The sequence below is a fragment of the Streptomyces sp. NPDC056479 genome, assembly GCF_042795335.1.
Taxonomy (GTDB): Bacteria; Actinomycetota; Actinomycetes; order Streptomycetales; family Streptomycetaceae; genus Streptomyces.
Genome location: NZ_JBHTRZ010000003.1, coordinates 572,321 through 585,061, shown reverse-complemented (window position 1 = coordinate 585,061; position 12,741 = coordinate 572,321). Strand labels below are relative to the sequence as shown.

Annotated in this window: 10 protein-coding genes; 4 read left to right on the top strand and 6 right to left on the bottom strand. The window is 70.0% G+C overall.

What is annotated here, in order from left to right; translation table 11 throughout:
* Window positions 1–5 precede the first annotated feature (5 nt).
* From ACFQ6S_RS14145 to ACFQ6S_RS14135, 3 genes are all read left to right on the top strand, one after another.
* Window positions 6–2,390: a xanthine dehydrogenase family protein molybdopterin-binding subunit gene (locus tag ACFQ6S_RS14145; RefSeq protein WP_383407893.1), complete on the top strand. Its 2,385-nt coding sequence runs from the start codon at window positions 6–8 to the stop codon at window positions 2,388–2,390.
* A gap of 257 nt (window positions 2,391–2,647) precedes the next feature.
* Window positions 2,648–4,105: an NCS2 family permease gene (locus ACFQ6S_RS14140; RefSeq protein ID WP_383407890.1), complete on the top strand. Its 1,458-nt coding sequence runs from the start codon at window positions 2,648–2,650 to the stop codon at window positions 4,103–4,105.
* Between the two features lie 48 nt (window positions 4,106–4,153).
* Complete coding sequence (locus ACFQ6S_RS14135; RefSeq protein WP_383407887.1) at window positions 4,154–5,311, top strand: XdhC family protein; 1,158 nt, start codon at window positions 4,154–4,156, stop codon at window positions 5,309–5,311.
* Here the strand turns inward: ACFQ6S_RS14135 and ACFQ6S_RS14130 are convergent.
* The 3 genes from ACFQ6S_RS14130 to ACFQ6S_RS14120 are packed head-to-tail and all read right to left on the bottom strand — an operon-like array spanning window position 5,257 to window position 7,618.
* Window positions 5,257–6,567 carry a lanthionine synthetase LanC family protein gene (locus ACFQ6S_RS14130; RefSeq protein ID WP_383407885.1) on the bottom strand — a complete coding sequence of 437 codons (1,311 nt, stop codon included), beginning with the start codon at window positions 6,565–6,567 and terminating at the stop codon, window positions 5,257–5,259. The genes ACFQ6S_RS14135 and ACFQ6S_RS14130 overlap by 55 nt on opposite strands.
* A gap of 32 nt (window positions 6,568–6,599) precedes the next feature.
* Window positions 6,600–7,178 (bottom strand): class I SAM-dependent methyltransferase, encoded by a 579-nt coding sequence (locus tag ACFQ6S_RS14125; RefSeq protein ID WP_383407882.1) that lies wholly within the window; start codon window positions 7,176–7,178, stop codon window positions 6,600–6,602.
* On the bottom strand, window positions 7,175–7,618 hold the full coding sequence (locus tag ACFQ6S_RS14120; RefSeq protein ID WP_383407880.1) for an SRPBCC family protein: 444 nt from the start codon (window positions 7,616–7,618) through the stop codon (window positions 7,175–7,177). The genes ACFQ6S_RS14125 and ACFQ6S_RS14120 overlap by 4 nt, the downstream gene beginning before the upstream one ends.
* A gap of 197 nt (window positions 7,619–7,815) precedes the next feature.
* Between ACFQ6S_RS14120 and ACFQ6S_RS14115 the strand changes: the two genes are divergently transcribed.
* Entirely contained in the window at window positions 7,816–8,826 is a 1,011-nt protein-coding gene (locus ACFQ6S_RS14115) for a DUF2278 family protein (RefSeq protein ID WP_383407877.1), read from the top strand.
* A gap of 53 nt (window positions 8,827–8,879) precedes the next feature.
* Here ACFQ6S_RS14115 and ACFQ6S_RS14110 read toward each other — a convergent pair whose 3' ends face one another.
* The 3 genes from ACFQ6S_RS14110 to ACFQ6S_RS14100 all read right to left on the bottom strand — a co-directional run bounded on the left by ACFQ6S_RS14110 (window position 8,880) and on the right by ACFQ6S_RS14100 (window position 12,720).
* Window positions 8,880–9,665 carry a polysaccharide deacetylase family protein gene (locus ACFQ6S_RS14110; RefSeq protein WP_383407875.1) on the bottom strand — a complete coding sequence of 262 codons (786 nt, stop codon included), beginning with the start codon at window positions 9,663–9,665 and terminating at the stop codon, window positions 8,880–8,882.
* Window positions 9,666–9,743: 78 nt separating this feature from the next.
* A complete protein-coding gene (locus tag ACFQ6S_RS14105; RefSeq protein WP_383409262.1) occupies window positions 9,744–11,165 on the bottom strand; it encodes a family 43 glycosylhydrolase in 1,422 nt (473 codons plus the stop codon).
* Between the two features lie 55 nt (window positions 11,166–11,220).
* Window positions 11,221–12,720 (bottom strand): family 43 glycosylhydrolase, encoded by a 1,500-nt coding sequence (locus ACFQ6S_RS14100; RefSeq protein ID WP_383407872.1) that lies wholly within the window; start codon window positions 12,718–12,720, stop codon window positions 11,221–11,223.
* Window positions 12,721–12,741: the final 21 nt, after the last annotated feature.

The following is a 12,741-nucleotide window of genomic DNA, read 5'->3' as shown; positions in this document are numbered from 1 at the left end:
GCAGCATGCCCACCAATGGCGCTCCTACGAAGATCACCCAGGGTTCCCAGACCAAGGGCGGCATCGGCGAGTCCACGCTCCGCCCGGACGGCACCCTCAAGGTCACCGGCGAGTTCGCGTACTCGTCCGACATGTGGCACGAGGACATGCTCTGGGGCCAGATCCTCCGCTCGACCGTCGCGCATGCCGAGATCGTGTCGATCGACACGAGCGAGGCGCTGGCCATGGCGGGTGTCTACGCCGTCATGACGTACGACGACCTGCCGACCGACGTGAAGAACTACGGCCTGGAGATCCAGGACACCCCGGTCCTCGCGCACGGCAAGGTACGTCATCACGGCGAGCCGGTCGCCATCGTCGCCGCCGACCACCCGGAGACCGCGCGTCGTGCCGCGGCGAAGATCAAGGTCGACTACCGCGAGCTGCCCGTCATCACCGACGAGGCCTCAGCGACCGCGCCGGACGCGATCCTCGTCCACGAGGGCCGCGACGACCACCACATCGGTCATGTCCCGCACCCGAACATCGTCCACCGCCAGCCGATCTTCCGCGGTGACGCCGCGACGGCCGCCGAGCGGGCCGACTTCGTGGTCAAGGGCGAGTACACCTTCGGCATGCAGGACCAGGCCTTCCTCGGTCCCGAGTCGGGACTCGCCGTGCCGGACGAGGACGGCGGCGTCCACCTCTACATCGCCACCCAGTGGCTGCACAGCGACCTGAAGCAGATCGCCCCGGTCCTCGGCCTGCCCGAGCGCAAGGTCCGGATGACGCTGTCCGGCGTCGGCGGTGCCTTCGGCGGCCGCGAGGACCTGTCGATGCAGATCCACGCCTGCCTCCTGGCGATGCGCACCGGCAAGCCGGTCAAGATCGTCTACAACCGGTTCGAGTCCTTCTTCGGGCACGTCCACCGCCACCCCGCCAAGCTCCACTACGAGCACGGGGCCACGAAGGACGGCAAGCTCACCCATGTGAAGTGCCGCATCGTGCTGGACGGCGGCGCCTACGCCTCCGCCTCCCCGGCCGTCGTCGGCAACGCCGCCTCGCTGGCGATCGGCCCGTACGTGGTCGAGGACGTCGACATCGAGGCCCTCGCCCTCTACAGCAACAACCCGCCCTGCGGCGCCATGCGCGGCTTCGGCGCGGTCCAGGCGTGCTTCGCCTACGAGGCGCAGATGGACAGGCTGGCCGACGAGGTCGGGATGGACCGGGTGGCGTTCCGGCAGCTGAACGCCATGGAGCAGGGCACGATCATGCCCACCGGCCAGCCGGTCGACTCCCCGGCGCCGGTCGCCGAACTCCTGCGCCGCGTCAAGGCGATGCCCCTGCCGCCGGAGCGCCAGTGGGAGTCCAGCGAGGGCGCGGACGTACGGCAGCTGCCCGGCGGCCTGTCCAACACCACGCACGGCGAAGGCGTCGTACGCGGTGTCGGCTACGCGGTCGGCATCAAGAACGTCGGCTTCTCCGAGGGCTTCGACGACTACTCCACCGCCAAGGTGCGCATGGAGGTCATCGGCGGCGAGCCCGTCGCCACCGTGCACACGGCGATGGCGGAGGTCGGCCAGGGCGGTGTCACCGTCCATGCGCAGATCGCCCGCACCGAGCTGGGCGTCACACAGGTGACCATCCACCCCGCGGACACCCAGGTGGGCAGCGCCGGATCGACGTCCGCGTCGCGTCAGACGTACGTCACGGGCGGCGCCGTCAAGAACTCCTGCGAGCTCGTCCGCGAGAAGGTCCTGGAGATCGGGCGTCGCAAGTTCGGCTCCTACCACCCCGCCTGGGCCACCGCCGAACTGCTCCTGGAGGGCGGCAAGGTCGTCACCGACGGCGGCGAAGTGCTCGCCGACCTGGCGGACGTGCTCGAAGGCGAGACGGTCGAGATCGAGGCCGAGTGGCGGCACCGTCCGACCGAGGCCTTCGACCTGCGCACCGGCCAGGGCAACGGCCACGTCCAGTACTCCTTCGCGGCGCACCGCGCCGTCGTAGAGGTGGACACCGAACTCGGCCTGGTGAAGGTGATCGAGCTGGCCTGCGCCCAGGACGTCGGCAAGGCACTCAATCCGCTGTCCGTCATCGGCCAGATCCAGGGCGGTACCACGCAGGGTCTCGGCGTGGCGGTCATGGAGGAGATCATCGTCGACCCCAAGACCGCGAAGGTGCGCAACCCCTCCTTCACGGACTACCTCATCCCCACGATCCTCGACACACCGACCATCCCCGTCGATGTGCTCGAACTTGCCGACGACCACGCCCCGTACGGGCTGCGGGGCATCGGCGAGGCCCCCACCCTGTCGTCGACCCCGGCCGTCCTCGCGGCGATCCGGAACGCGACCGGGCTGGAGCTGAACCGGACGCCGGTACGGCCGGAACACCTCACCGGCACGGCGTAAGGAAATCAGCGAGGAATCCGCAAGGAATCCAGCAAGGCTCTCCGGGCGGTGCCGGGAACGTCACACTTCGCCGCGCCGCCCGGAGGAACCAAGTACCGCACCGCTCGCGGAACTTGACCAGCAAGTACCAGCACCGCAGATCCTGTTCGTTCGTCTCGGGCCGTCCCCCGGGTCGTGCGGCCGAAGCACCTTCCCAAATCCCGCTGCCGTCAGGGCGGCCGCGCGGGTGCCCCTTTGAACCTTGGGAGTAGGCCCACATGACCCAGCAGTCACTGGAGCCGACGACCACCGCCGAGGACGCGGGTGCAGGAACCCGTATCTCCGCCGGCAGGTCGTGGCTCGACCGGTACTTCCACATATCCCACCGAGGCTCCACGGTCGCGCGCGAGGTGCGCGGCGGCGTCACGACCTTCATGGCGATGGCGTACATCCTTCTGCTCAACCCGTTGATCCTGTCCGGCAAGGACGCGGCCGGGGACACCCTCGCGCAGAAGGCCCTCATCACCGCGACCGCGTTCGCGGCGGCCTTCACCACGCTGCTGATGGGCTTCTTCGGCAAGGTGCCGCTGGCCCTCGCCGCCGGCCTCTCCGTCTCCGGCGTCCTCGCCTCGCAGGTCGCCCCGCAGATGTCCTGGCCGCAGGCCATGGGCATGTGTGTGATGTACGGCGTGGTCATCATGCTGCTGGTCGTCACCGGCCTGCGCGAGATGATCATGAACGCGATCCCGCTCGCGCTGAAGCACGCGATCACCATGGGCATCGGCCTGTTCGTCGCCCTGATCGGCTTCTACAAGGCCGGTTTCGTGCACCAGGGCGAGGCGACCCCGGTCACCCTCGGCCCGGCGGGCGAACTGGCCGGCTGGCCGGTGATGCTCTTCGCGGTCACACTCCTGGCGATCTTCATGCTCCAGGCGCGCGGCGTCCCCGGCGCCATCCTGATCGGCATCGTCGGCGGCACCGTACTCGCCGTCGCCCTCAACGCGTTCGACGTCATCAACCCCAAGCAGTGGGCCAGCGGCGCTCCCGAACTGCACGGCAGCGCGGTGTCCATGCCCGACTTCTCGATCTTCGGCAATGTCGAGTTCGGGGGCTGGGGCGAAGTGGGCGCGATGACGGTCGGAATGATCGTCTTCACCCTCGTGCTCGCCGGGTTCTTCGACGCGATGGCGACGATCATCGGCGTCGGCACCGAGGCCAAGCTCGCCGACGACAAGGGCCGGATGCCGGGCCTGTCCAAGGCGCTGTTCATCGACGGCGCTGGCGGTGCGATCGGCGGCGTGTCCGGCGCGTCGGGCCAGACCGTGTTCGTCGAGTCGGCCACGGGTGTCGGCGAGGGTGCCCGTACGGGTCTCTCCTCGGTCGTCACCGGCCTGTTCTTCGCGGCCTGTCTGTTCTTCACGCCGCTCACGGCGATCGTGCCGGGCGAGGTCGCGGCGGCGGCCCTGGTGGTGATCGGCGCCATGATGATGATGAACGCGCGGCACGTGGACTGGTCCGACCGGGCCACCGCGATCCCGGTGTTCCTCACGGTCGTGATCATGCCGTTCACGTACTCCATCACGGCCGGTGTCGCGGCCGGTGTCATCTCGTACGTCGCGATCAAGGTCGCGCAGGGCAAGGCACGGGAGATCGGGGCGTTCATGTGGGCCCTGACAGGCATCTTCCTGGTCTATTTCGCCCTCAATCCCATTGAGAGCTGGATGGGCGTGCACTAGCAAGTGCGTGAACCGCCCTCCGCACAACCGCTTTAAGGAGACCGACAGATGCTGGACATCGCCGAAGAGCTGCACCGGTGGGTCGAGCAGGGACGCGACTTCGCCGTGGCCACCGTGGTGGCGGTCGGCGGCAGCGCGCCCCGCCAACCCGGTGCCGCGCTCGCGGTGGACGCCGACGGCACGGCGATCGGGTCGGTCTCCGGCGGCTGTGTGGAGGGCGCGGTGTACGAGCTGTGCCAACAGGCGCTGCAGGACGGCGAGACGGTCCTGGAGCGCTTCGGGTACAGCGACGAGGACGCCTTCGCCGTCGGTCTGACGTGCGGGGGCATCATCGACATCCTGGTCACCCCGGTACGTTCCACCGACCCGGCCCGCCCCGTGCTCGCGGCCGCGCTGCGGGCGGCCGCGAGCGGGGAGGCGGCGGCGGTGGCACGGATCGTGTCGGGGCCGCAGGACCTGATGGGCCTCGCCCTTGTGGTCGGCCCCGACGGCACGTACGAGGGCGGCTTCGGCGCCCACCCCGAACTGGACCGCACCGTCGCCGCGGAGGCGGTCGCCTTCCTCGACGTCGGCCGCACCGCGACCCTGGAGATCGGCGAACAGGGCTCGCGCTGCGGAGCGCCGCTCACGGTGCTCGTCGAGTCCTCGGTCCCGCCGCCCCGGATGATCGTCTTCGGCGCGATCGACTTCGCGTCTGCGCTGGTGCGGATCGGCAAGTTCCTGAACTACCGCGTGACCGTGTGCGACGCCCGCCCGGTCTTCGCGACCAGGGCCCGCTTCCCGGAGGCCGACGAGATCGTCGTGGAATGGCCGCACCGGTACCTGGAGCGGACGTCCGTCGACGCCCGGACGGTCCTGTGCGTGCTCACCCACGACGCCAAGTTCGACGTACCCCTGCTCCAGCTGGCGCTGCGGCTGCCGGTGGCGTACGTGGGCGCGATGGGGTCGCGCCGGACCCACCTGGACCGCAACGAGCGGCTCAGGCAGGTCGGCGTCACCGAACTGGAGTTGGCCCGGCTGCGCTCCCCGATCGGCCTGGACCTGGGCGCCCGTACGCCCGAGGAGACGGCCCTGTCGATCGCCTCGGAGATCGTCGCCAACCGGCGGGGCGGGAGCGGGGTCTCACTGACGGGTGCGCACACGCCGATCCATCACGACGCGACGTCGACGTCCTCGCCCGCCGGGCGGATCGGGTCGGTGGCCTGAGCCCTCGGCACCGGCTGGTCGGGCCAGGCGAAGGTGTACCCCGGGTCACCGCCCCGGCCGATCCTGACGTGGCGCAGGAGTTCGCGGACGATGCCCGCGTTGCCCATCGCCCACCCGGTCTGCGGTTCGAGCTCGCTCGGGCTCGCCCGGTGCTCGACGTTGGACCAGCGGGCGCCGTCGGCGTCGCGGGTGGCGTGCGCGGCGATGTCGGCGACGAGGATCCGGGCGAAGCCGGGGGAGTCGCCCTGCTCGGCGATCCGGTCGCCGGCCAGGGCCAGCACGCCCGCCGTGCCGCAGCAGCGGCCGTTGTTGTCCCAGAAGCCGGGGCGCAGCCGGTTCGGCAGGCCGGAGTGCGTGACGCTGTGCCAGCAGCGGTCGGCGAGCGCCGGCCAGACGGGGTCGCCGGTGACGTCCCGCAGCAGACGGAAGACCTGGGCGTCGCCGGCCGGGCCGTGGCACCAGCCGTAGTTGTGGCGGGCCACGATGTCGGGGCGGTGGTGCGGGTCGGAGTGGGGTGCGAGGAAACCGCCGGGCTCGGCCTCGTCACGGGACACGACGTCGGCGGCTCCGGCCAGGGCCAGCTCGACCAGGTCGATGCGATCCGCCGCGTGGCCGACGGCGGCCAGGCCGTACACGATGCCCAGCGTGCCGTGCGAGATGTGGTGCAAACGGCCGGGTGCGCCGGGCCGGTGCTGCCACTGCACACCCGCCGCCGTCCGCTCGGCCGTGCGGACATACGGCTCCACCGCCTGTACGGCGAGGTCGTCCGCCCCGGCCAGGAGCGCACCCAGACCGATCCCGGCGTTGCCGCCCATCAGCTCGAACAGCTCGCCCCAACGCGTCCCGTCGAAGCCCGCCCGCACCAGCTCCAGGGCCCGGCCGGCGGCGGTACCGGCGGCCTTGTCGCCCAGGTCGTCGTGGACGGCCCGCAGCGCGAGGGCCATTCCGGTGCGGCCGAAGTACAGGGAGTCGTCCTCCCAGCTCTCGACGGACTCCGCGAGCCCCTGGGCCGCGCGCAGGGCCGCGTCCGCGTAGGAGTCGTCGCCGAAGTGCCGCCATGCTTCGAGGAGAACCGGGACGACTCCGGCCGTACCGCTGTAGAGCATGGGGTTCAGCTCGTCGTCGGAGGGCCTGGTCGGCCAGCCGAGACCGCCGTCCCCGGTCTCCCGCGCGACGGACAGCAGCCACCGCAGCCCGTCCACCGCCAGCGCCTCGACCTCGTCCGGCTTCCAGTCCGTCGCCTCAGTCTCCGTCATGGCGCCCACTCTGGCAGGTCGTATCCGGGGCCTCACGCCCGCAGCACGAAACACCGCACGCCGCCCCCGTCGAGGCCGTACCACTCGCCACGCCCCCACCCTTCCGTCACGACCGCCACGTCCTCTGCCGTCACCCCGATGTACCGCCGCTCCTGAGGCAGTCGCTCGGCCAGCGGCGTCGTCACCACCCACACCCCGCCGGGCGCCAGCAACTCCCGCACCCGCTCCCCGGCCGCCCGCTTGTCCGCCATGAAGGCGAGGACCAGTCGCATCGCCACGAGGTCGAAACCGGCCCGTGGCAGCGCCGCCCGCACCTGCGCCGCGTCCTCGAAGTCCAGGCGGCCCACGCTCAGCCGGGGCTCCAGATCCGCGTACCGGTCACGGGTCGCAGCCACCGCCGCATCCGACCAGTCGACGGCGAGCGTGTCGTAGCCGAGACCGGCGAGTGCGGCGGCGTAGGTGCCCAGCCCGCAGCCGATGTCCAGGGCCCGGGCGCCCGCGCGGGGCCGCACCGCCTCGCCGAGCAGCCGCAGTTCGCGCTCACGGACGCTCCGAAAGCCGCGCCCCCGCGCGAAGTGGTCCTCCCAGCGGGCCCGTTCGACGGGTGTCACGCCTGCCTCAGCAGCCGGTTCACGGCCCGCCCGAACACAAACCGCCCCGTCCGCTCCACCACCCCGTCCATGCCCCCCGGCACGAACCGCAGCCGCAGCTCCTCCCGCCACAGCACCCGCGCACGCCCGCCAGGACCGGGCCGTACCTCGATCTCGGCCCAGCCCGTGATCACCCGGCCCCGCTTCTCCAACCGGCACAGAGCAGGCGTGTCGTCGTCCCGCGGAGGCTGCCACAGGGTCACCTCCATCGGGTCGTCGAAGGAGAGCGGGCCGAGGCCGGAGCGGGCGACGAAGCGGGTGCCCTCGCGGGTCGGCTCGGGGGTCGTGACGCGGACGCGGGTGAGCGGGACGACCTCGCCATGGCGGGGCCACTCCGTCAGGCGGCGCCACGCCTCGGTGAGGGGGAGCGGAACCGTGCGTTCGAGGAGGAAGTTCGCCACGGAAATGATCCTACGGGCCGGTCCTGTGGGATCCGGGCTGGTCAGGGCGCGGGCGTATACGGGTCGTGCAGTGGGTCCAGCCCCCTGTCGGCGCGCAGACGTACGTGAGGTGAACTCGCCCTCGGCCGCCGCCCCCGCCCCGTACCCTTCCTCCCAAGAGCGGGCAATCCGCCCGCCTCCAGGGGGAGTTGGTCGTCATGCCGCTGAAGGCCTACGGCGTACTGATCGGACGAGCCGTCGACACCCGGCGCGAGGGCGGTGACGACTCGCCGCACTACCAGATCCATCTCGCCGATGATCACGGCACCCACTACCGTGCCGCCGTCAACGTCCTGTCCCAGCATCAGCCCTCCGAGCTGCTCTACTTCGTCGGCGAGGACTTCCGGCACCCGATCACGGCCCGCCTGGAGGGACTCGAGAGCGGCTGGACCTCCCTGCCGCCCGGCCCCGGCGGCCCGAACCTCGACTTCGTGCGCGGCAACCTCTTCGACCCGGCCCTGATGCGGAAGCTGCCCCCGGACCTCGCGGGCCCCGACAACGACCTCGCCGACCTCCTCGACCACTCCGTACGCCGCGCGGTCGCCGACCAGGAGGCCCGTGTATACCTGTTCGGCGAGCGCTGGGGGCCCGAGGCCAGGGTCAAGGACAAGATCTTCGACTTCCTGCCCGGCAACGGCGTCCACGACATCCATATGAACCAGGGCAACAGCGGCCGCTTCCGCGGCGACGACGGCGTCTGGCAGGACGGCGGACTGCTCATCCACTTCCGGGCGCAGTCCCGCTGGGTCGGGATCTTCCTCGCCTTCCAGAGCCAGTCCTGGAAGACGGACGACGCCACCGGTCACACCATCGGGGATGTCGACGGTTCGCGTCCGGTGCCCGGCACCCGGCCCGTCCGTATCGTCGCCGCCCTCGTCAACCCGCGGGGCCCCGCCCCCGAGGCCGAGAGCGTCACCCTGCTCAACGCCTCGCCCGACCCCGTCGACCTGACCGGATGGCAGATCCAGGACCGGCTGGGCCGGCACTCCGCCGTGCCCGCCGGCCCGCTCGCGCCCGGGGTCAGTCTCACCGTGCGCCTCGACGCCGGGGCCCAACTCGGCAACCACGGCGGTGAGATCAGCCTCCTCGACGCGGCGAAACTCAAGGTGGACGGCGTCTCGTACACCGCCGATCAGGCAGGGCGCGAGGGCTGGTCCGTCGTCTTCTGACCGCGGCAGGCCAAGGTGCACGGTCCGCGCGACCGCTCACCCGGTGAGACGGCTCACCGGTACACCTTCCCCGGCTCGGCCTGCCCCGGCGCCAGCAACTGCGGCACGGTCACGAACACGAACCCCCGCTCCTTCAGCTCGTCGATGATCCCGGGCACCGCCGGCACGGTCCCGTCGTAGATGTCGTGCAGCAGGATGATGCCGTCCCGTTCGGTCTGGTCCAGGACACGCTGTTCTATGAGCTTGGAGTCATTGGTCGTGTAGTCCTTGGCCGTCACGCTCCACAGGACCTCCGACATCCCCAGCTCGCGGCAGATGTCGTGCACCGTGTCGTTCGTCCGGCCCTGCGGCGGGCGCATCAGTGTGGGGCGACGCCCGATGAGGCGCTCTATCGCCTTGTTCGGGCGGTCTATCTCCTCGCGTATCTCGTCGGCCTCCAGCTCCGTGAGTCTCTTGTGGTCCCAGGTGTGGTTGGCCACCTCATGGCCCTCGTCGGCCATCCGCTCGACCAGCTCCGGGTACTTCTCGATGTGCCGCTTGCCGAGCAGGAAGAAGGTCGCCGGGACCTTCTCGTCCTTCAGGATGTCGAGCAGCCGCGCGGAGTGCTCGCTGGGCCCGGCGTCGAAGGTCAGCGCGACGCACTTGGCCTCGCGGCAGTCGACGCCGCCGGTGCGGGCCTTGGTGGCGGTGGACGTGGCCTGTGCCCGGGCGTCGCCGGGTGACGTGGTGTCCAGGTGCGTGTACTGCGAGAAGGCCACCAAGGAAGCGGCCACCACGAGAACGGCGGCGGCACACAACCAGACCCACGGCTTTTTCATCTTCTTGATCGGAAAAGGCATGTCGCGACTATACATGGCGAGTATACTCGCCATGTATAGTGGAGTGTTTATAGGGTCTGACCTGCGTTTTCCGCTGTCTTACTGAGCGTAGAACGTGGCGTCCGCCCGATCCGTCGCGGTGCTCGGTGCCTGCACCACCAACAGGTAGTCGTAGTGCCGGACGTATCGCCCGGCGTAGTTGTACGACTCGTACGACACCCCGGCCGAGTCCGACAGCCCGGCCCGCTGGCGGAAGGTGGCGTCGGATGCGAAGGCCGCCGTGCCGTCGTTCTTCTCCAGCCACACCTCGAAGTTCTTGTGCCGCAGGTAGTAGCCGGGGAAGTTGGCCGACTCCAGCGACACCGTGCCGCTGCCTGCCAGGCCGGTGACCACGCGGAACTGCGAGTCCGCGAGCGGGGAGACGGCGGCCTCGATACGGGCCCGGTACTCCCAGTGCCGGATGAAGCGGTCGGCGAAGTTGTACGACGAGAAGCGCTGCGGCGTGACCCCGTCGGCCACCGGGATGCCGAAGTCGGGGGTGCTGTCGGCCTTCCAGTACAGCTTCTGGACGCGGGTGCGGCGGTTGGGGTCGCCCAGCGGATCGCCGGTGATGTCCTTGTAGCCGCGGTCGTGATAGACGAGGATGTCGCTCTTGCCGTCCTCGGAGACGGTGAAGGAGTTGTGGCCCGGACCGTACTGGCTGGTCGAGGCGTTGCTGGTGAACACCGGCGTGGAACTCTTGCTCCAGTTCGCCGCGTTGAGCAGGTCGGCGCCCGCGGAGGCGGTCAGCAGCCCCAGGCAGTAGTTGCTGTCGGTGGCACTGGCGGAGTACGACATGAAGACCTTGCCGCCGTGCTGGATCACCGCAGGGCCCTCGTTGACCTTGTAGCCGACGGTCTCCCAGGAGTAGGTGGGCCGTGACAGCATCACCGGAGTGCCGGTGATGGTCCAGGGGTTGGCCATCCTCGCGAGGTAGATGTCCGTGTTGTTGTTCACGGACGGGTCGCGCTGGGCCCAGGCCAGATATCTGACCCCGTTCACGACGAAGGTCGTGGCGTCCAGGGAGAAGCTCTCCCACTGGGTCTTGATCTGCCCCTTCTCCGCCCAGGTGGCGGTCAGCGGGTTGGCGCCGGTGCCTTCCAGGACGTACATCCGGATCGCCCACACGTCGTCGGTCGCGCCGGCGGCGAAGTAGACGTACCACTTGCCGTCGATGAAGTGGATCTCCGGCGCCCAGATGTGCGCGCCCATCACACCGCTGGAGTGCTTGGTCCAGACGGTGACCTCCTGTGCCGTCGACAGGCCCTGGATGGTGGTCGCCCGGCGCAGCACGATGCGGTCGTACGCGGGGACGGTCGCGGTGAAGTAGTAGTAGCCGTCGGTGTGTTTGAAGATGTGCGGGTCGGCCCGCTTCTCCGCGATCGGGTTGGTGTAGGTCACGGCGGGGGAGTCGGGGACGGCGGCCCGGGCGGCGGGCGCCGGCCCCGTCAGGCAGGCCGCTAGGCCGACGAGGACGGCCATGAGCAGCCGTACGGCTATGCGTCTCAAGGGAGTTCTCCAGGTGCGAGGAGGCCGGTCAGGTCGTGGGGACGAGGCGCCACTGCTGGCAGTTGTTGTTCAGCCAGGTCCACTGGCGCACGTCGGCGCCGTTCGCGGCGGAGCAGTCGGCCACGTCCGCGACCTTGCCGGTGGACTCGTTGACGATCCGGACGTGGTCGCCGGAGGCGGTGAACACCAGGCGGTAGCGCTGGCACTTGTTGTTGAGCCACGACCACTGCCGGATGTCGGCGCCGTCGGTCGCGGAGCAGTCGGAGACGTCCATCACCTTGCCGGTCGCGACGTTGACCAGCCGGTTGGTGTCGTCGCCGAGGTCCTCGACCTTCCACCTCTGGTTGGCCCCGCCGGTGCAGGTCCACTGGAAGATGTCGGTGCCGTCCGCGGTGTTGCCGCCGTTCACGTCAAGGCACTTGCCGCTGTTGCGGTTGACGAGGGCGTACGCCGTCGGCGTCGCCGCCGTCTCGCCGGACGGGCCGGGGAGGGTGGTGCCGAGTGCGACAGGGGTGCCGAAGTCCGGGGTGCCGTCGGCGTTCCAGGTGAACTCCTGGGCGCGCGTGGTCCGTCCGTTGCCGCAGCCGCCGTTCGACGCGGAGTTGGCGTGGTAGACGATCCAGTTCTCGGTGCCGTCGGGCGAGGTGAAGAAGCCGTTGTGGCCGGGGCCGTACACGCCGCCCGCGTCACTGCGCTGGAAGACGGGTGTCTGCTTCTTCGTCCAGGACGCCGGGTTGAGGGGATCCGTGCCGGTCAACTCCAGCTGTCCGAGCTTGTAGTCGGCGGTCTGGCAGGAGCTCGCGGAGTACGTCAGGAAGGTGCGGCCGTCGTGGTACAGCGGCTCGGGGCCCTCGTTGACGGGACTGCCGGAGCGCTCCCAGTCCAGGGTCGGGCTGGAGATGACCGTGAAGGTGCTGCTCGCCAGGGTGTACGGATTGCTCAGCGGGGCGATGACCAGGCTCTGCGTGCTGCTGTTGATGAACCCGCTGCCGACCAGGTACAGCCTGTTGTCCGCCTGGAGCACGCTCGCGTCGATCAGCCAGCCGCCCGGCGTGAGATTGGACCCGGTCAGCGAACCCTTGTAGGTGTAGGGCCCCATCGGATCCGTACCGGCGCTCTCCAGCACATGCGTGCGCTGGGAGTCGCAGCAGGCGACGCCGCTCTGGCCGGCGGAGTAGTACACGTACCAGTGGCCGTTGAAGAGGTGCATCTCCGGCGCCCAGAAGTTGGTGTTGCGCGTCGACGTGGTGTCCGACCACACCTGCACGTTGGGCGCGGTGGCGAGGCCCGCGAGCGTCGGTGACTTGCGGATACCGAGGATGCCGGTGAACGTCGTGGTGATCAGGTAGTAGTTGCCGTCGTGGTACTGGAGCCAGGGGTCGGCGCCCTTGAACGACTTCAGCGGGTTGGTGAACGGGCGGCCGTCCGCCGCGGACGCCGGCTGAGTGGTGGCCACCAGGGCCAGCAGCGCGGCGAGCACACACAGGATCAGTGATCTGCGGCGTTTCCTGAGCGGTGGGTGAGACATCCGAGGCATACGAGACCGTCC

Bases quoted from the DNA above. Each gene is read 5' to 3' on its own strand.
- ACFQ6S_RS14140 (WP_383407890.1), top strand. From the start codon at position 2,648: ATGACCCAGCAGTCACTGGAGCCGACGACCACCGCCGAGGACGCGGGT.
- ACFQ6S_RS14115 (WP_383407877.1), top strand. From the start codon at position 7,816: ATGCCGCTGAAGGCCTACGGCGTACTGATCGGACGAGCCGTCGACACC.
- ACFQ6S_RS14145 (WP_383407893.1), top strand. From the start codon at position 6: ATGCCCACCAATGGCGCTCCTACGAAGATCACCCAGGGTTCCCAGACC.
- ACFQ6S_RS14100 (WP_383407872.1), bottom strand. From the start codon at position 12,720: ATGTCTCACCCACCGCTCAGGAAACGCCGCAGATCACTGATCCTGTGT.
- ACFQ6S_RS14135 (WP_383407887.1), top strand. From the start codon at position 4,154: ATGCTGGACATCGCCGAAGAGCTGCACCGGTGGGTCGAGCAGGGACGC.
- ACFQ6S_RS14105 (WP_383409262.1), bottom strand. From the start codon at position 11,165: ATGGCCGTCCTCGTCGGCCTAGCGGCCTGCCTGACGGGGCCGGCGCCC.
- ACFQ6S_RS14130 (WP_383407885.1), bottom strand. From the start codon at position 6,567: ATGACGGAGACTGAGGCGACGGACTGGAAGCCGGACGAGGTCGAGGCG.
- ACFQ6S_RS14110 (WP_383407875.1), bottom strand. From the start codon at position 9,665: ATGCCTTTTCCGATCAAGAAGATGAAAAAGCCGTGGGTCTGGTTGTGT.